17 protein-coding genes are annotated in these 18,981 nt (G+C 68.5%); 7 read left to right on the top strand and 10 right to left on the bottom strand.

Going from position 1 to position 18,981, the window contains the following annotated elements; all coding sequences use genetic code 11:
* Positions 1-30: 30 nt before the first annotated feature.
* From H0X90_RS19120 to H0X90_RS19090, 7 genes are all read left to right on the top strand, one after another.
* Positions 31-1,425, top strand: coding sequence for a UbiD family decarboxylase (locus tag H0X90_RS19120; protein WP_077189093.1), 1,395 nt, complete (start codon positions 31-33; stop codon positions 1,423-1,425).
* Positions 1,422-2,036 (top strand): UbiX family flavin prenyltransferase, encoded by a 615-nt coding sequence (locus H0X90_RS19115; RefSeq protein ID WP_006484736.1) that lies wholly within the window; start codon positions 1,422-1,424, stop codon positions 2,034-2,036. Before H0X90_RS19120 ends, H0X90_RS19115 begins: the two co-directional genes overlap by 4 nt.
* Complete coding sequence (locus H0X90_RS19110; protein ID WP_077189094.1) at positions 2,033-3,145, top strand: GTP-binding protein; 1,113 nt, start codon at positions 2,033-2,035, stop codon at positions 3,143-3,145. Before H0X90_RS19115 ends, H0X90_RS19110 begins: the two co-directional genes overlap by 4 nt.
* A 61-nt stretch (positions 3,146-3,206) precedes the next feature.
* Positions 3,207-4,580: a nucleobase:cation symporter-2 family protein gene (locus tag H0X90_RS19105; protein ID WP_006498778.1), complete on the top strand. Its 1,374-nt coding sequence runs from the start codon at positions 3,207-3,209 to the stop codon at positions 4,578-4,580.
* Between the two features lie 86 nt (positions 4,581-4,666).
* Entirely contained in the window at positions 4,667-6,049 is a 1,383-nt protein-coding gene (locus H0X90_RS19100) for an amidohydrolase family protein (protein ID WP_077189095.1), read from the top strand.
* 14 nt (positions 6,050-6,063) lie between these two features.
* On the top strand, positions 6,064-6,789 hold the full coding sequence (locus H0X90_RS19095) for an aspartate/glutamate racemase family protein (RefSeq protein ID WP_006484770.1): 726 nt from the start codon (positions 6,064-6,066) through the stop codon (positions 6,787-6,789).
* Between the two features lie 106 nt (positions 6,790-6,895).
* Positions 6,896-8,137 (top strand): FAD-binding oxidoreductase, encoded by a 1,242-nt coding sequence (locus H0X90_RS19090; RefSeq protein ID WP_077189096.1) that lies wholly within the window; start codon positions 6,896-6,898, stop codon positions 8,135-8,137.
* A gap of 50 nt (positions 8,138-8,187) precedes the next feature.
* Here the strand turns inward: H0X90_RS19090 and H0X90_RS19085 are convergent, their stop codons facing one another.
* The 10 genes from H0X90_RS19085 to H0X90_RS19040 all read right to left on the bottom strand — a co-directional run bounded on the left by H0X90_RS19085 (position 8,188) and on the right by H0X90_RS19040 (position 18,757).
* Positions 8,188-9,333: an alpha-hydroxy acid oxidase gene (locus tag H0X90_RS19085; RefSeq protein ID WP_006484756.1), complete on the bottom strand. Its 1,146-nt coding sequence runs from the start codon at positions 9,331-9,333 to the stop codon at positions 8,188-8,190.
* Between the two features lie 182 nt (positions 9,334-9,515).
* The gene (locus tag H0X90_RS19080; RefSeq protein ID WP_006484716.1) at positions 9,516-10,283 is read right to left on the bottom strand and encodes a FadR/GntR family transcriptional regulator; all 768 of its coding nucleotides are present in this window, start codon (positions 10,281-10,283) and stop codon (positions 9,516-9,518) included.
* A gap of 67 nt (positions 10,284-10,350) precedes the next feature.
* The gene (locus H0X90_RS19075; protein ID WP_012493519.1) at positions 10,351-11,241 is read right to left on the bottom strand and encodes an amidohydrolase; all 891 of its coding nucleotides are present in this window, start codon (positions 11,239-11,241) and stop codon (positions 10,351-10,353) included.
* A 63-nt stretch (positions 11,242-11,304) separates the two neighbouring features.
* Positions 11,305-12,246, bottom strand: a complete 942-nt coding sequence (locus tag H0X90_RS19070; RefSeq protein ID WP_006484743.1) for an ABC transporter substrate-binding protein — start codon at positions 12,244-12,246, stop codon at positions 11,305-11,307.
* Between the two features lie 82 nt (positions 12,247-12,328).
* Positions 12,329-13,366, bottom strand: a complete 1,038-nt coding sequence (locus H0X90_RS19065; RefSeq protein ID WP_006498773.1) for an ABC transporter permease — start codon at positions 13,364-13,366, stop codon at positions 12,329-12,331.
* A gap of 27 nt (positions 13,367-13,393) precedes the next feature.
* Positions 13,394-14,932, bottom strand: a complete 1,539-nt coding sequence (locus H0X90_RS19060; protein ID WP_059721854.1) for a sugar ABC transporter ATP-binding protein — start codon at positions 14,930-14,932, stop codon at positions 13,394-13,396.
* Positions 14,933-14,944: 12 nt separating this feature from the next.
* Positions 14,945-15,721, bottom strand: a complete 777-nt coding sequence (locus tag H0X90_RS19055; RefSeq protein ID WP_077189097.1) for an SDR family oxidoreductase — start codon at positions 15,719-15,721, stop codon at positions 14,945-14,947.
* Between the two features lie 70 nt (positions 15,722-15,791).
* On the bottom strand, positions 15,792-17,069 hold the full coding sequence (locus tag H0X90_RS19050; RefSeq protein WP_006484705.1) for an L-fuconate dehydratase: 1,278 nt from the start codon (positions 17,067-17,069) through the stop codon (positions 15,792-15,794).
* A gap of 23 nt (positions 17,070-17,092) precedes the next feature.
* Positions 17,093-17,935, bottom strand: coding sequence for an ureidoglycolate lyase (locus H0X90_RS19045; RefSeq protein WP_006484749.1), 843 nt, complete (start codon positions 17,933-17,935; stop codon positions 17,093-17,095).
* Positions 17,936-17,992: 57 nt separating this feature from the next.
* Positions 17,993-18,757: an SDR family oxidoreductase gene (locus H0X90_RS19040; protein WP_006484753.1), complete on the bottom strand. Its 765-nt coding sequence runs from the start codon at positions 18,755-18,757 to the stop codon at positions 17,993-17,995.
* Positions 18,758-18,981: the final 224 nt, after the last annotated feature.

Here is an 18,981-nt window from a genome sequence, read left to right as displayed (position 1 = left end):
TTTTCCCTTCCGCATCCGACGGAGTGCATCATGGCGTCGAGCCTTTTCGCCGAGCAGCAGGATTTTCATCACTTCGCGACCGCCTATCGCGAACGCTTTCCGGACGACGTGCTGACGATCGCGCAGCCGCTGTCCGCCGACCAGGACGTCACCGCCGTCGTCGCGTCGCTCGCCGCGCGCGGCCGGCACGAGATGCTCGTCTGCGAGCGCATCGACGGCCTGTCGACGCCGCTCGTCACCAACGTCTTCGCGTCCCGCACGCGTATCGGCCGGCTGTTCGGCGTCGACGCGAACGGGCTGTTCGACGCGTGGCAGCAGCGCGCGAACGCGCCCGTCGCGCCGGTCGTCGTGCCGCACGGCCCCGTGCTCGATCATGTGGTCAAAGGCGACGCGGTCGATCTCGCGCACCTGCCGATGATCCGCCACTTCGAAACGGATCGCGGACCATACGTGACCAACGCGGTGATCGTCGCCGAAGATCCGGTGACGGGCATCGCGAACCTGAGCTATCACCGCTCGATGCCGCACGCGCGCAACGCGCTGGCGACGAGCCTGCATTCGCGCGGCCATCTGTGGCGGATGCTGCAAACCGCGAAAGCCCGCGGCGACACGCTGAAAGTCGCGATGGTGATCGGCGCACATCCGCTCGTCATGCTCGCGGCCGCCGCGCGCGTGCCGTTCGGCGCGGACGAACGCGCGATCGCGGGCGGGCTGTTCGGCGCGCCGTTGCAGCTCGTGCGCACACCGCGCCACGGCATCGGGGTACCCGCCGCCGCCGAGTTCGTGCTCGAGGGCACGATCGATCCCGATGCGCACGCCGAAGAAGGCCCGTTCGGCGAATTCACCGGCTACTCGTCGGATCGCTCGACCAACAACGTGCTGCGCGTCGACACGATGATGCGGCGCGACGACGCATGGCTCGTCGACGTCGTCGGCGGCCCGTACGCGGAACACCTGACACTCGCGCGGCTGCCGCGCGAAGCCGAGATGAGCGAGAAGCTCAAGGCGCGCTTTCCGGCCGTCACCGCAATCCACTATCCGAATTCCGGCACGCATTTTCACTGCTACGTCGCGCTGAAGCAGTCGCGCGACGGCGAGGCGCGCCAGATCATGCTCGCGCTGCTCGGCTGGGACCCGTACCTGAAGAACGTCGTCGCGGTCGACAGCGACATCGACATCACCGACGACGCGCAGGTGCTGTGGGCGATCGCGACGCACTTCCAGCCGCATCGCGACCTGTTCGTCGTCGACGGGCTGCCCGGCAGCCCGCTCGACCCATCGTCGTCGGCCGACGGCACGACGTCGCGAATGGGCGTCGACGCGACCCGCGGCGCGCGCTTCGACGGCGTGCGCGCCCGGGTCGGCGACGCTGCAATGCAGCGTGCCGCGCATCTCGTCACGCAACTCGCCGGAGCGCCGCGATGAGCGCGCGGCGGCTCGTGGTCGGCATCAGCGGCGCGTCCGGCTTCGTGTACGGGATACGGCTGCTCGCGCTGCTGCGCGAACTCGACATCGAGACGCACGTGGTCGTGTCCCGCGCCGCCGCGCTGACGATGGCGCACGAGACCGATTTCAAGCTGTCCGACGTCGCCGCGCGCGCGAGCGTGCTGTACCGCAGCGACGACATCGCCGCGCCGATCGCGAGCGGCTCGTTCCGCACGCTCGGGATGATCGTCGCGCCGTGCTCGATGAAGACGCTCGCCGAGATCGCGAGCGGGCTGTCGGCGGGCCTGATCGCGCGCGCCGCCGACGTCGCGCTCAAGGAGCGCCGCCGGCTCGTGCTGCTCGCACGCGAAACGCCGTACACGCTCACGCACCTGCGCAACATGGCCGCCGCGACCGAGATGGGGGCGATCGTCGCGCCGCCCGTGCCGGCGTTCTATGCGCGCCCCGCGTCGCTCGAGCAGATGATCGACCACACGCTCGGCCGCGTGCTCGACCTGTTCGACCTCGATTCCCGCACCGTCCATCGCTGGAAAGACAGCGAATCACGGCCCCATCCGCAGCCCAACCGACTCAACGGAGACGCGTCATGACCCACATCCACACCACCCACAGCGACGTCCAGAAGATTCCGGTCACCGTGCTGACCGGCTTCCTCGGCGCGGGCAAGACCACGCTGCTGAACCATATCCTGCGCGAGAAACACGGCCGCAAGATCGCGGTGATCGAGAACGAGTTCGGCGAAATCGGCATCGACGGCGGCCTCGTGCTCGAATCGACCGAGGAAATCTACGAGATGACGAACGGCTGCGTGTGCTGCGTGGGCGCGGTGCGCGAGGATCTCGTGCGGATCGTGCGGATGCTGGTCGCCCGGCCCGACCGGCTCGATCACATCATCGTCGAGACGAGCGGGCTCGCCGATCCGTATCCGGTCGCGCAAACCTTCTTTCTCGACGATCCGATCGCGAAGGAAGTCGCGCTCGATGCGGTCGTCACGATGGTCGACGCGAAGCATATTCGCGCGCACCTCGACGATCTCGTGCTCGACGGCCGCGACAACCAGGCGGTCGACCAGATCGTCTGCGCAGACCGCATCGTCATCAACAAGGTCGATCTCGTCGACGCGACGGACGTCGGCGCGCTGACCGCGCGGCTGCGCGAGTTGAACAGCACCGCCGAGATCGTGACGTCAAGCTACGCGCAGGTCGATCTCGATCGCATCCTCGGGATCGGCGCGAACGAATTCGCGCAGATTCTCGTCGAGAGCGACGGGCTGGCGGTCGAGGCGCCGCATGCGGACGAACACGAACACACGCATGCGCACGGCCACGACGCACACGGCGATCATCCGCACGACGACCACGACGGCCACGACGATCGCCACGAACACGACGCAAGCGTATCGTCGGTCGGCATCGAAGTCGACGCGGACGTCGATCTCGACGCGCTCGAAGCCTGGCTCGGCGAGCTGCGCCGCGCCGACACCGCGAACCTGTTCCGGATGAAGGGCATCCTCGCCGTGCAGGGTCGCGCGCAGCGCTACGTGCTGCAGGGCGTGCACGGCGTGATCGAACTGCGCGCCGCGCAGGCGTGGGGCTGCGAGCCGCGCTCGTCGCGCATCGTTTTCATCGGCCGCGATCTCGATCGCGCCGCGCTGACCGACCGTTTCCATGCCTGTCTCGCCGCGCCGGTCGCGGCCTGACGGGCACGCCAGGCGGGTGCGCCATGCGCCCGCCCGATAACGAACCTCAGGAGACACGCCCATGAACTCTGCTTCACATCCCGTCGATCGGGTCCTGCCGCGCCGCCAGATGCTGACGCTCGGCCTGCAGCACATGCTCGTCGCGTATATCGGCGCGATCGCGGTGCCGCTGATCGTTGCATCGGCCTTGAAGATGTCGCCCGCCGATACGACCGTGCTGATCAGCACCGCGCTGTTCTGTTCCGGCATCTCGACGATCCTGCAAACGGTCGGCGTGTGGAAGCTCGGCGTGCGCCTGCCGATCCTGCAGGGCGTCGCGTTCAGCAGCGTCGGCCCGGTGATCGCGATCGGCCTGACGCCGGGCGTCGGGTTCGCCGGCGTGTGCGGCGCGGTGATCGGCGCGGGCATCATCACGACCTTCGCGGCGCCGCTGGTCGGCCGGCTGCGCCGCCTGTTCCCGCCGGTCGTGACGGGCTGCATCGTCACCGTGATCGGGCTGCAGCTGTTTCCGGTCGCATACCAGTGGGCCGGCGGCGGCGACGCGGCGAAGCTGCAGTTCGGCGAGCTGTCGTTCCTCGCGGTCGCGCTCGTCGTCGCGGTCGTGATCCTCGCGGTCAACCGCTTCGCGAACGCGTTCCTGCGCAACCTGTCGGTGCTGATCGGGCTGGTGGCCGGCAGCCTGCTCGCGATCGCGCTCGGGATGGGCAACTTCACGAACGTCGCGGCCGCGCCGTGGTTCACCGTGCCCTACCCGTTCCATTTCGGCACGCCCGTGTTCGCGATCGTGCCGGTGCTGACGATGGTCGTCGTGATGATCGTGCAGATGGTCGAATCGATGGGCCTGTTCGTCGCGATCGGCGACATCGTCGAGAAACAGGTGAGCGAGGAGGACGTCGTGCGCGGGCTGCGTGCGAACGGCATCGCGAGCGCGATCGCCGGCACGTTCGCCGCGTTCCCGTTCATCGCGTTCATGGAGAACGTCGGGCTCGTGATCCTGACCGGCGTGCGCAGCCGCTGGATCGTCGCGGTCAGCGGCGTGCTGATGTGCGTCGTCGCGCTGGTGCCGAAGATCGGCGCGATCGTCGCGTCGACGCCGTCGGCCGCGCTCGGCGGCGCGGGTATCGCGATGTTCGGCGTGGTCGTCGCGGCCGGCGTGCAGACGCTCGCGAAGGTCGATTTCGAGAACAACCGCTACAACGTGCTGATCGTCGGCTTCACGATCGCGACCGCGCTGATTCCGGTGATGGCGCCGAAGGTGTTCGCGCACATGCCCGACTGGACGCAGCCGTTCCTGCACAGCGGCGTCGTGATCGCCTGCCTCGTGTCGGTGCTGCTCAATGCGTTGCTCAACGGCGTGCCGGCGGCCGCCCCCGTTGAAACGCATGCCCGTGCCGATGCCGCGCCCCGCAGCCCGATGGCGCGCGAGTGCGACTGACCGGCTTCATGCCGCGCGCGGCCTCACGGCGGCGCGCGGCGCACGACAACCCGTGACCGACTATCCGAATCCGAGGAGACCCGACCATGAGCGTTCCTTGTTCTTCGCTGCTGATCCGCCACCCGCTCGCGGTCATGAGCGGCCACCCCGGCGACGCCGCGCGGCTCGGCCGGCCCGACCTGCGCATCCGCGACGGCCGGATCGAGACGATCGCACCCGATCTCGCGCCGCTACCCGGCGAGCGCGTGATCGATGCGAGCCATTGCGTCGTCTATCCGGGCTGGATCAACACGCACCATCATCTGTTCCAGAACCTGCTGAAAGGCGTGCCGGCCGGCATCAACGCCGACCTGCAGGCATGGCTTGCCGCCGTCCCGTATCCGCGCGTCGCCCGCTTCACGCCGGAACTCGCGCGCATCGCCGCGCGGCTCGGCTTCGCGGAACTGCTGCTGTCCGGCGTGACGACCTGCGCCGATCATCATTACCTGTACCACGCGGGCGGCACGACCGAGACCGGCGACCTGCTGTTCGACGAAGCCGCCGCCTTCGGCATGCGCTTCGTGCTGTGCCGCGGCGGCGCATTGCAGGCGGCCGGCGATCATCCGGGGTTCGCCGGCACCGCGCTGCAGCCCGAGACGCTCGACCAGATGCTCGCGGATATCGAACGGCTGAAGGCGCGCTATCACGACGCGGGCGCGGCATCGATGCGCCGCGTGGTCGTCGCGCCGACGACGCCGACCTTCTCGCTGCCGCCGGACCTGCTGCCGGAAGTCGCGCGGGCGGCGCGCGGCATGGGTCTGCGGCTGCATTCGCACCTGTCCGAGACGACCCGCTACGTCGATTTCTGCCGCGAGCGCTACGGCAAGCTGCCCGTCGAATTCGTCGCCGAGCACGAATGGCTCGGCCCGGACGTGTGGTTCGCGCACCTCGTTCATCTCGAGGCGAGCGAGATCGCGATGCTCGCGGACACCGGCACCGGCTGCTCGCACTGCCCCGTCAGCAATGCACGGCTCGGCAGCGGCATCGCGCCCGCGCCGCGCATGGCGGCGGCCGGCGTGCCGGTATCGCTGGGCGTCGACGGCGTCGCGTCGAACGAATCGGGCAGCATGACGCACGAGGCGAATTTCGCGTGGCTCGTGCATCGCGCGGCGCACGGCGCGTCGGCCACCACGATCGAGGACGTGCTGCATTGGGGCACGCAAGGCGGCGCCCGCGTGCTCGGGCTGGATGCGGTCGGCACGCTCGGGGTCGGACAAGCCGCCGATCTCGTGCTGTACGACGTGAGCGGACCGCGCTTCAACGGTTTCCACGACCATGCGATCGCGCCGGTGGCGGCCGGCGAGCCCGCGCCGGTGAAGTACAACATCGTGAACGGTCGGATCGTGGTGGACAACGGCGAGATCCCGGGGCTCGACCTTGCCGCGTTGCGCCGTGCGGCCGTCGCCGCGGTGCGGCAGTTGCTCGACTGAGCGGAGGCCATCCGATGAATCCGCGCATCCGCATCGGCATCCTGACGCCGTCGTCGAACACCGCGCTCGAGCCGCTGACGAGCGCGATCGTCGCCGGCCTGCCACACGTCAGCGTGCATTTCGCGCGCTTCACCGTGACCGAGATCGCGCTCAGCGCGGCCGCGCTCGACCAGTTCGACGCGGCGCACATCCTCGTCGCGGCGCGGCAGCTCGCCGACGCGCGCGTCGACGTGATCGGCTGGAGCGGCACGTCGGCCGGCTGGCTCGGCTTCGAACGCGATGCCGCGCTGTGCCGCGGCATCGAAAAAGCGACCGGCATCCCGGCGACGACGTCGGTGCTCGCGCTGAACGAGTTGCTCGAGCGCACCGGCGTGCGGCGGCTCGGCCTCGTCACGCCATATCTCGACGACGTGCAGCAACGGATCGTGCGTCAGTATGCGCAGCTCGGCATCGACTGCGTGGCCGAACGGCATCTCGGGCTGCGCGACAACGCCAGCTTCGCGGACGTGCCCGATACGCAGCTCGCGGCGTTGATGCGCAAGACGGCACAGGCGCGGCCGGATGCGGTGGCGACGTTCTGCACGAACCTGCATGCCGCGCATCTGGCCGGGCCGTTCGAACAGGCGACGGGCATCGCGGCTTACGACACGGTGTCGACGGTCGTGTGGAAGGCGTTGCGGATGGCCGGCGTCGATACGGGCGTGCTGGCGCGGTGGGGAAAGCTGTTCTCGATGAGTTGATGCGCATCGCCGCGGCCGCGAGTATGCTTGTGCTTCGCACGCTCTCCAACACGCGGCGGCACGGCGCAAGCGACACCGATGCCCCGCCAACCGCCACTCATCATCGATGGATTTCGACGTCATCGTTCTCGGCGCCGGCATCGTCGGCGTCTCCGCCGCGCTGCACCTGCAGGATCGCGGGCGCAAGGTTGCCCTCGTCGATCGCGGCGCGCCCGGCGAAGGCACGAGCTTCGGCAATGCCGGGCTGATCGAGCGCTCGTCGGTCGAACCGTACCCGTTCCCGCGCAGCCCGTTCACGCTGATGCGCTATGCGCTGAATCGCTCGACCGACCTCTACTGGCACAGCGCGTCGCTGCCCGCGTTCGCGCCGTGGCTCGCGCGGTTCTGGTGGGAATCGGCGCCGCTACGTCACGCGGCGGCCTCGCGCGACATGCTGCCGCTGATCGAACGCTGCATCGTCGAACACGACGCGCTGATCGCCCGGGCCGGCGCCGGCGAACTGATTCGCGCGAACGGCTGGCTGGAAGCGTTCCGCACGCCGGCCGCATTCGAACGCGGCGTGGCCGAGGCCGGCCTCACCGCGCGCCGCCACGGGCTCGGCATCACGCCGCTCGACGCGGCCGCGCTGCTCGCGCATGAACCGAGCCTCGCGGCGGGCTTCTGCGGCGCGCTGCACTGGCTCGACCCGAAAAGCGTCGTCGATCCGTCCGCGCTCGTCAAAGCGTATGCGCAGCTGTTCGCGCAGGGCGGCGGCACGCTGCTGACGGGCGACGCCGCGAGCCTCGACGCGCTGTCACCCGGCTGGCAGGTGAAGACCGACGACGGCCCGGCGGCCGCGCCGGCCGTCGTCGTCGCGCTCGGCCCGTGGTCCGACACGGTGTTCGGCAAGTTCGGCTACAGGATTCCGCTGCGCGAGAAGCGCGGCTATCACATGCACTACGCGCCGTCCGCGCGCGGCGTGCCGTCGGCGCCGATCGTCGATCGCGAATACGGTTACGTGATCGCGCCGATGCGGCGCGGATTGCGGCTGACGACCGGCGTCGAGATCGCGCGGCGCGGGCTTCCGCCAACGGGCGTGCAGCTCGAACGCGCGGAACGCGTCGCGCGGCCGGTGTTCGGGTTCGGCGAGCGGCTCGACCCGCATCCGTGGCTCGGCTTCCGGCCGTGCACGCCCGACATGCGCCCGGTGATCGGCCCCGCGCCCGCGCATCGCGGGCTGTGGTTCGCGTTCGGCCACAACCATCACGGCCTGACGCTCGGCCCCGTCACCGGCCGCCTGCTCGCCGAGATGATGACCGGCGAAGCGCCGTTCACCGACCCGGCGCCGTATCGCGCGGATCGCTTCTGAGCAGGCGATCCCCCGACGCGCCGCCCCGAATGGCGTCGAATCCGGCGTCGTCAGCGAAAGCGCAGTTGATCTCGCCCGAGCTGCGCAACGGACGCGCAGCCCATCAGCCGCATGTCCCGTTCGATCTCCGCCCGCATCAGTTGCAACGCGCGCTCGACGCCGGGCTGCCCGGCGGCGGCGAGCGGGAACAGGTAATAGCGTCCCAGCCCGACGGCCTTCGCCCCCAACGCCAGCGCCTTCAGTACGTGCGAACCGCGCTGCACGCCGCCATCCATCATCACGTCGATCCGGTCGCCCACCGCGTCGACGATCTCGGCAAGCTGATCGAACGCCGCGCGCGAACCGTCCAGTTGCCGTCCGCCGTGGTTCGACAACACGATGCCGGTACAGCCGATGTCCACCGCCCGGCGGGCATCGTCGACCGACATCACGCCTTTCAGGCAAAACTGCCCGTTCCACTCCCGCACCATCGCGGCGACGTCGTCCCATGACATCGACGGATCCAGCATGTCCGTGAAGTAGCGGCTGATCGACATCGCGCCGCCGCCCATGTCGACATGCCGGTCGAGTTGCGGCAAACGGAACCGCTCGTGGGTCAGATAGTTGATGGCCCAGGCCGGCTTCAACGCGAACTCGGTCAGCCCCGCGAGAGTCAGCCGGAATGGAATCGAAAAACCGGTGCGCTTGTCGCGCTCGCGATTGCCGCCGGTAATGCTGTCCACCGTCAGCATCATCACGTTCACGCCGGCGTCCCTCGAGCGGTTCATCATCTCGCGGTTGAGGCCGCGATCCTTGTGAAAGTAGAACTGGTAGACCTGCGGGCCCTGGCTGATCGCACGCGCTTCTTCCAGGCTCACGGTGCCGAGCGACGACACGCCGAACATCGTGTCGAATTTCGCGGCCGCGGCGGCGACCGCGCGCTCGCCGTCATGATGAAACAGGCGTTGCAGCGCCGTCGGCGAACAATAGACCGGCATGCCGAGCTTCTGCCCCATGACCGTCACCGACAGGTCGACATCGCGCACGCCGCGCAACACGTTCGGCACCAGATCGCAGCGTTCGAACGCACGCGTGTTGCGTCGATACGTGGCTTCATCGTCGGCCGCACCGTCGATGTAGTTGAAGATCGGTCCCGGCAACCGCCGCCTGGCGAGTTCGCGGAAGTCGTGGAAATTGTGGCAATCGTTCACGCGCATTCGTCACACTCCATTCGGCGCGCGAGCGGCGTGCCGGTCGACCGGCGCGCGTCGCTCGCAGCGCAGCGTTCGTTCTGTCCCGACGGCCGGTGCGCTCGCACGGTGCGGACGCCGCATCGACACCCGGAAGGGTCCGCGTCGCGTGCGCCGCTTCCCGACATGCAGGAAATCGATTCGTGCGCTCAGTCGAGCGCGCGGCCGAAGATGCGGATCACTTCGTCGAGATGCTCGGCCATCGCGCGGCGCGCGGCGTCCGGGTCGCGCGCGCGGATCGCGTCGAGGATCGCGCGATGCTCGAGTTCGGACCGGTGCGGCATGTCGTTCGGCATGTACAGCGACTGCAGCCGCTGGAACATCAGATCGTACTTGTGCGCGAGCAACTGCTTGATCATCAGCGCATACGCGGGGTTGTCGCTCGCTTCCGCGATGCGGATGTGGAACAGCCGGTCGCCCGGGTGCGTGAGCGAGCCGCTGCGGTTGTCGTCCTGGTTGCGCAGGAACGCTTCGTGAATCCCTTCGATCTGCGCGTCCGAGCCATGCTTCGCGGCCAGCGACGCGGCTTCCGGCTCGATCAGCCGGCGCGCCTGCAGCAGCGCGAACGGCGGGATTTCGGTATCGAGGTCGAGCGCGATGCCGAGTTCGGGATCGATCTCGACGATCGAGAACGGCGCGACCTTCGCGTCGGGCGCCGGCGCGGGTTCGGGCACGGCAGCCGCTTCCGGGTGGCGCACCTTCACGCCGTCGCCGACGCGCACGCTGACGAGCCCGTTCACTTCGAGCGCGATCAGTGCCTCGCGCACCGACGTGCGCGACACGCCGAAGCGTTCGGCCAGTTCGCGCTCGGGCGGCAGATAGCTGCCCGGCGGGAAATCGCCGGACTCGATCATCGCGCTGAGCTTGTCGGCGATCTGCTGGTAGAGGCGGCGGTTCTGAATCGGCTGGATGGACATACGTTGACGCTGGTAATCGGTTTCGTTCCGGACGGTCTGACGAATCGGCAGACCGCTCGCGCCTATTTTATATGCCGCGCTTCATGTCGCCCGGCACCGCGTAGCAACGCGCGGCCGTGCCGCCCCACAACGCGTCGCGCTCGGCCGCCGACAGCCGCGATTCGGCCCAGCGCTCGACGAGCGACGCCACTTCGTCATACGACGCCGCGAGCAGGCACACGGGCCAGTCCGAGCCGAACATCAGCCGCTGCGGGCCGAACGCGTCGAGCGCCGCGTCGAGGCACTGTTCGACATGCCGGATATCCTGCCCGCGCAGGCCGCGCCGCCAGTCGGCCTCGGTCACGAGCCCCGACAGCTTGCACACGACGTGCGGCAGCGCGCCCAGCTCGCGCAGCGCCGCACGCCAGCGCGGAAATGCCGTGTCGTCGCGCTCGAACGCGGCGAGCGCCGGCTTGCCGCAGTGATCGAGCACGAGCCAGTGCGCGTCGTGCCGCGCGCAGAACGCACGCACGTCCGGCAACTGGCGCTCGAACACGAGCACGTCGTACACGTAACCGTTCGCCTGCAGCCACGCGACACCGCGATTGAAGCCGGGATCGGCGACGAACGCGCCGACGTCGGCTTCGTCCTGCACCTGGTGACGAAAGCCGCGCAGCTTCGGGCTGCGCCACTCGGCGACACGGTCGGCCAGCGCCGGCGCGCCGAGATCCTCCCAGCCGACCACCGCCGCGATGCGTGCGTCGTCGCGCGCGAGGTCGAGCAGGAATGCCGTCTCGTCGCGCCCGGCGCGCGCCTGCACCGCGATCGACGCGCCGAGCGCCTGCGCATGCATCTGCGGCCACAGCGCGTCGGGCAGGTAGTCGCGCGCGAGCACGCCCATGCCGGGGCCGATCCACGGATAGTCGGCCGCGCGATAACGCCAGAAGTGCTGATGCGAATCGATACGCACTGCGCCCATGATGCCCTCGTGTTCAATCGCCGCGGCGGCGACGGCCCGCATCGTCGCCACCATTCGCCACGTTCAGTCGTACAACACCGCCGTGATCTTCGGATCGTCGATATTGGTCTTGTCGTACCAGTAGAACCCGGTATCGATGACCTTCGGCAGCTTCTCGCCCTTGATCGCCTTCACGGCCGCCTCGACGGTCTTGTAGCCGATCCCGATCGGGTTCTGCGTGATCGCGCCGGCCATCAGCCCGCTGCGGATCGCGTCCTTCTGCTGCTTGCCGGAATCGTAGCCGATGATCACGACCTTGCGCTTCATCTCGCGCACGCCGTTGACCACGCCGATCGCCGAGCCTTCGTTGGTGCCGAACAGCCCCTTGAGCTTCGGATACGCCTGCAGGATCGACTTCGTCACCTCGGTCGACTTCAGCTGGTCGCCCTCGCCGTACTGCACGGTCACGACCTGTACCTTCGGATGCGCGGACTTCATCCGTTCGAGGAAGCCGTCGCGGCGGTCGATGCCGGTGCGGCTCGTCTGGTCGTGCGCGACCACGGCCACCTCGCCTTCGTCGCCGATCAGCGCGGCGAGCTTGTCGGCGGCGAGCGCGGCGGCCGCCTTGTTGTTGGTCGCGGCCGTCGTCACCGGAATGTCGCTGTCCACGCCCGAGTCGAACGCGATCACCGGAATCTTCTCGGCCTGCGCCTTCTTCAGGAGCGGCAGCGCGGCCTTGCTGTCGAGCGCCGCGAAGCCGAGCGCGGCCGGTTTCTTCGCGATCGCGGCCGACAGCATGTCGATCTGCTTGTCGACCATCGCCTCGGTTTCCGGCCCTTCGAACGTCACCTTCACCTTGTAGTCCTTCGCCGCCTGCATCGCGCCCGATTTCACGGCCTGCCAGAACTGATGCTGGAAGCCTTTCGAGATCAGCGGGATGTAGGTTTCCTGCGCCTGCGCGCCGGCCGTGACGCCGACGGCGAACGTCAGCCCGACGATCGCGTTCAACACCTTGCTCCTGATCACTTCGCGTCTCCTTGGTTGGTATCGACTGAAATGCCGGCCCGGCCGGCGGTGAAGCCCGTTCGTGCTTGCGCCCGTACCTGCGTCAGCGGCGCCGCCGGCGCAGGATGTCCACGTAGACGGCGAGGATGATGATCACGCCCGTCACGACCGTCTGCCATTCCTGCGCGACCGACATGATGCGCAGGCCGTTGGTCAGCACGCTCATGATGAACGCGCCGATGATGGTGCCGACGATGCTGCCCGCGCCGCCCGACAGCGACGTGCCGCCGATCACGACGGCCGCGATCGCATCGAGCTCGTAGCCCTGCCCGAGCGCCGGCTGCGCGGAGTTCAGCCGCGACGCGATCAGCAGGCCGGCGATCCCGCACACCGCGCCGCTGAACGTGTAGACGGCGATCTTCCACGCGTCGACGTTCACGCCGGACAGCCTGAGCGCCTCCTCGTTGCTGCCGAGCGCGAACGTGTAGCGGCCGAAGATGGTGCGGTTCAGCACGATCGACGCGCCGATCGCGACGAGGAACAGGATCAGCACCGCGTTCGGGATCGGCAGCGCGGGAATCAGGTTGCCGATCAGCGAATCCTGCGCGATCGACGTGAAGCCCGGCGTGTCGTTGAAGTAGATCGGCCGCGTGCCGGAGATCACGAGCGACAACCCCTTGAGCAGCATCATCATGCCGAGCGTCGCGATGAACGGCGGCACCTTCATCTTCGCGATCACGACGCCCGACACGCAGCCCGACAGCGCGCCGAAGCCCAGCGCCGCCAGAATCCCGAGCGGCAGCGGCATGCCCCACTTGGTCAGCACGACGCCGGCCATCACCGCGCAGAACGTCATCAGCGTGCCGACCGACAGGTCGATGCCGGACGTGATGATCACGTACGTACAGGCGACGGCCAGCACGCCGTTCACGGCGGTGGCTTGCAGGATCGACACGAGGTTGTCGACTTCGAGAAAGTTCGACGACGCGAAGCTGAAGAACACGATCAGCAGCACGAGGCTCGCGAACGCGAGCAGCTTCTGCCGCGCGGCCGGGTTGAAGAAGCGCGATTTCAGGCTCGCTGCGGCGGCCGGCGTGTCGCCGGTGGCCAGGGACGGAACGGGATGCGTATCGTTGGACATGATCGGGTAGGCGTCTGAGCGTCTGATTCAGGACAATACGGTCGACTCGCGCTGCGTCGCGAGCTGCATGATCTTTTCCTGCGTGGCGTCGGCCGCGCGCAATTCGCCGGTCACGCGGCCTTCGCACATCACGAGAATCCGGTGGCTCATGCGCAGCACCTCGGGCAGCTCCGACGAGATCATCACGATCGCCTTGCCGTCGGCGGCCAGCGCGTCGAGCAGCTTGTAGATCTCGCTTTTCGCGCCGACGTCGATGCCGCGCGTCGGTTCGTCGAAGAACAGGATGTCGCAGTCGCGCAGCAGCCACTTCGCGATCACGATCTTCTGCTGGTTGCCGCCCGACAAGAGCCGCGCGGGCTGCGCGACCGACGGCGTGCGGATCGCGAGCTGGCGCACGTACGACTGCGCGGCCTCGCGCATCCCGCGCGCATCGAGGAACATGCCGCGGCGCACGAAGCGGCGCATGCTCGACAGCGCGATGTTGTTCTGCACGTCCATCCCGACCGCGAGCCCGAAGTGCTTGCGATCCTCGGACAGGTAGCCGATGCCGAACTTCACGGCGTCGGCCGGCGTGCGGATCGTCACGGCCCTGCCGTGCACGCGGATCTCGCCCGCATCGACCGGGTCCGCGCCGAACACCGCGCGCGCGACCTCGGTGCGGCCCGCGCCCATCAGCCCGGCGAAGCCGAGGATCTCGCCGCGCCGCAGCGTGAAGCCGACGTCGCGGATCGCGCGGCCGCGCGACAGCCCGCGCACTTCGAGCGCGATCTCGTTCGCGGACGTATCGGGCGGCGTGCGGGTTTGCGCATCGAGCTGGCGGCCGACCATCATCGAGATGATCGTGTCCATCGACGTGTCCGCCATCGGCACGGTCGCGACGTACTTGCCGTCGCGCATCACGGTCACGCGATCGGCGATCTGGCGCAGCTCGTCCATCTTGTGCGAGATGTAGATGATGCCGACGCCGTTCGCGCGCAGGTCGCGGATGATGCGGAACAGCTCGGCGATCTCCGCGTTGTTCAGCGCGGCGGTCGGCTCGTCCATGATCAGCACGCGCGAGTCGAACGACAGCGCCTTCGCGATCTCGACCATCTGCTGCTTCGCGACCGTCAGCCGGCCGACCGGCGTGCGCGGATCGAGATCGAGCCGCATCCGCCGGAAGATCGCGGCAGCGTCCCGGTTCAGCCTGTCTTCGTCGACGAACACGCCGAAGCGGCCGCGCGGCTCGCGGCCGATGAAGATGTTCTGTGCGACGCTCAGGTGATTCATCAGGTTCAGTTCCTGATGGATGATGCCGATGCCGAGCGCCTGCGCGGCACGCGGGTCGGCGATCTCCACCGGGCGGCCGTCCATCCGGATCTCGCCCGCGTCGCGCTGGTAGACGCCCGCGAGTATCTTCATCAGCGTCGACTTGCCGGCGCCGTTCTCGCCCATCAGCGCATGCACTTCACCCGCATGCAGGTCGAAACGGCAATCGTCGAGCGCCTGCACGCCCGGAAAGCGCTTGCCGATGCCGGTCAGCGCGATCAGCGGCGGCGGGGTGTTCGGGGTCGGGTCGGGTTGCATGGAACGCGGCCCTCAACCGATCGCACGATCGAGATGCGTGTAGCCGCCATCGACGAACAGCCACTGGCCCGTCGTGTGCGATGCGCGATCCGACAGCAGGAACACGGCCGTATCGGCGATCTCGTCGGCCGTCGTGAAGCGCCGGCCGAGCGGCACCTTGCCGGCAATTTCCGCGACTTTCGCCGCCGGATCGTCAAAACCGGCGATCCAGTTCTGGTAGAGCGGCGTCATCACCTCGGCGGGAATCACCGCGTTCACGCGCACGCCGTCGTCGCGCAACGCGACCGCCCATTCACGTGTCAGCGCGAGCTGCGCGCCCTTCGACGCGCAATAGCCGCTCGTGTTGCCCTGCCCGGTCACGGCCGTCTTCGACGAAATGTTGACGATCGCGCCGCGTGCCGCCTTCAGGTGCGGCACGCAGTAGTGCGCCATCACGTAGTAATGGATCAGGTTGCGTTCGAGCGACGCGACGAACGCATCGCGTCCGGCGTCGAGCCCGATGCTGTCGTTGACGCCCGCGTTGTTGACGAGGCCGTCGAGGCGGCCGAAGCGCGCGACGGTCTGCGCGACGGCGTCGCGGCACTGCGCGTCGTCCTGCAGCTCGACGCTCATGCACGCCGCACGCGGCTGCTTGCGCACGAGTTCGCGCCAGAATGCGTCGTCGGGCGCGTGGCGCGCGAACACCACCGGTATCGCGCCCTCGCCGGCCAGCCGCATCGAGATCGCGGCGCCGATGCCCGACGCGCCGCCGGTCACGATCACGACCTTGTCTTGCAGATTCAAATCCACTTCGCGTCTCCGTCGTTCATGTTGTCGCCGCGCACGACGCGCGCGGCGCGCCGTCGCGCGTCGCCCCGCGTCAGCCGCGGAACCGGTATTGCTCCAGCGATTCGGGCTTCATCTCGATCGAGAAACCGGGCGCCGTCGGCGGCATGTACGCCGCGCCGCGCACCACGCACGGTTCGACGAAATGCTCGTGCAGGTGGTCGACGTACTCGGTCACGCGCCCTTCCTTCGTGCCGGAAATGCACACGTAATCGATCATCGACAGGTGCTGCACGTACTCGCACAGCCCGACGCCGCCCGCATGCGGACACACCGGCAGCCCGTACTTCGCGGCCATCAGCATCACCGCGAGAATCTCGTTCACGCCGCCGAGCCGGCACGCGTCGATCTGCACGACGTCGATCGCGCCGCGCGCGATGAACTGCTTGAACAGCACGCGGTTCTGGCACATCTCGCCGGTCGCGACCTGCACCGGCGCGATCGCCTTGCGGATCTTGCGATGCCCTTCGACGTCGTCGGGGCTCGTCGGCTCCTCGATGAACCACGGCCGTGCGAACGCGAGCTCGCGCACCCAGTCGATCGCCTCGTCGACTTCCCACACCTGGTTCGCGTCGATCATCAGCTTGCGGTCGGGGCCGATCACCTCGCGCGCGATCGTCACGCGGCGGATGTCGTCCTCGAGGTTCCCGCCGACTTTCAGCTTCACGTGGTCGAAGCCTTCTTCCACCGCCTCGCGGCACAGCCGGCGCAGCTTGTCGTCGCTGTAGCCGAGCCAGCCGGCCGACGTCGTGTAGCACGGGTAGCCGTCGCGCTCGAGCGCGGCGATCCGCGCGGCCTTGCCGGGCGCCTGCCGGCGCAGCAGCTCGAGCGCTTCGTCCGGGCTCAGGCAGTCGGTCAGGTAGCGGAAGTCGATCGCCCGCACCAGCTCCTCCGGACTCATGTCGGCGACGAGCCGCCACAGCGGCTTGCCGACGGCCTTCGCCCACAAATCCCACACCGCATTGACGACGGCGCCCGTCGCCAGGTGGATCGCGCCCTTGTCGGGGCCGATCCAGCGCAACTGGCTGTCCGACGTGACGTGCCGCCAGAAACGGCCCATGTCCTCGCGGATCCAGTCGAGGTCCAGGCCGACGACGAGGTGACGCATCGCGTCGATCGCCGCACAGCAGATTTCGTTGCCGCGCCCGATGGTGAACGTGAGCCCGTGACCTTCGAGCCCGTCGTGGTCGGTTTCGAGCACGACGTAGGCCGCCGAATAATCGGGGTCCGGATTCATCGCGTCGGAGCCGTCGAGCTGGCGCGAGGTCGGAAAGCGCACGTCGAGGACGCGCATCGATCGAATGATAGGCATGACGAACCGTCCGTTAAAGGGAATCAGGCCTGCACGGTGCGCTGGCGTTGCTCGCCGAGCCCGTCGATGCCGAGCGTGATCACTTGTCCGGCGCGCAGGTAGACGGGCGGCTTCTGCCCGAGGCCGACGCCCGGCGGCGTGCCGGTCGAGATCACGTCGCCCGGCTGCAAGCTCATGAAGCGGCTCAGGTAGCTGATCAGGTGCGGCACGCGGAACACCATCGTCGCGGTCGAGCCGTTCTGGTAGCGGTGGCCGTCCACGTCCAGCCACAGCCGCAGCGCGTGCGGATCGGGCACTTCGTCGGCCGTCACGAGCCAGGGCCCGAGCGGGCCGAACGTGTCGTTGCCCTTGCCCTTGTCCCACGTGCCGCCGCGTTCGAGCTGATATTCGCGCTCCGACACGTCGTTCACGACGCAGTAACCGGCGACGTGCGACAGCGCATCGGCTTCGTCGATATAGCGGCCGCCCTGGCCGATCACCACGCCGAGCTCGACTTCCCAGTCGGTCTTCTCGGAGCCGCGCGGGATTTCGACGTCGTCGTTCGGGCCGGAGATCGCGCTCGTCCACTTGCCGAACACGACGGGCTCCTTCGGCACCTCCATCCCCGATTCGGCCGCGTGATCCGAGTAGTTGAGCCCGATGCAGATGAACTTGCCGACGCGGCCGACGCACGCGCCGAGCCGCGGCGTGCCTTCGACGAGCGGCAGCGACGACGGCGGGATGTCACGCAGCCGCGCGAGCGACGCGGGCGTCAGCGCGTCGCCGGCGATGTCGTCGATCACGCCGGACAGATCGCGAATGTGGCCCTGCGCATCCAGCAGGCCCGGTTTTTCATGGTGTTTGTCGCCAAATCTCAGCAGTTTCATATCGTCGTCCGAACGGAAACGGAAAGTGAATGGAAAGGGGCGGTCAGTTTGACGCGGTCAGTTTGACCAGCCGCCGTCGATCAGGTGAATCGTGCCGGTGGTGAATGACGCTTCGTCGGACGCCAGGTACAGCGCGAGCGCGGCCACTTCGTCCGCGGTGCCGATGCGGCCGATCGGCTGCCGCGCGACGAACGCCTGGCGCACCTCGTCGGTCGACACGTGGCGCGTGCGCGCCTGGTCGGCGATCCGCTGCTCGAGCGACGGCGATTCGATCGTGCCCGGGCAGATCGCGTTGCAGCGGATGCCCCGCTCGACGAAATCGGCGGCCACCGCCTTGGTCAGCCCGATCACCGCCGCCTTGGTGGTGCCGTACACGAAGCGGTTCGGTACGCCCTTCACGCTCGACGCGGCCGACGCCATGTTGACGATCGACGCGCCGCCGGCTTCGAGCATCGCGGGCAGCAGCGCGCGGATCAGCCGGTACATCGACGTGACGTTCAGGTTCAGCGAGAACGCCCACGCGTCGTCGTCGCAGTCGAGGATCGAGCCGTGGTGCACGTAGCCCGCGCAGTTGAACAGCACGTCGAATGCGCGTTCGCTCGCGGCGAGCGCGGCCACCTCGTTCGCGTCGGTGACGTCGAGCCGCCGCGTGACCAGCCGTCCGCCCGCGCGCTCGGCGTCGGCTTCGAGCCGCACCAGCGCGGCTTCGTTGATGTCGGTCGCCAGCACGTCGGCGCCCTCGCGCGCGAACCGCAGCGCGGTCGCACGGCCGATGCCCTGCCCGGCCGCCGTCACCAGCGCGCGTTTGCCCTGCAATCTCATGAGCACTCTCCGAAAAAGCCGGCCGCCAGTCGGCCGATTGGCACAAAGGACTAAAGGTCCAACCAATCATAGGAACGGATCCCGCGTTTGTCACGAAATCGGAATTCAGTATTTACCCGGGGCTGGCGAACCCGTCCGGCGGATGAGGATTCGGCGTGAGAGCGGCGTCGAGGCTTTGCTTGGGCGATCCGCGCAAAGCCAATACGGGCGGGCCTTTGCGCCGA

The sequence above is a fragment of the Burkholderia sp. 9775_39 genome, assembly GCF_015712225.1.
In the GTDB taxonomy this organism is placed as follows: Bacteria; Pseudomonadota; Gammaproteobacteria; order Burkholderiales; family Burkholderiaceae; genus Burkholderia; species Burkholderia cenocepacia.
Note: the sequence above shows the minus strand (reverse complement) of the source record. Positions and strands in the feature narration are given on the sequence as shown.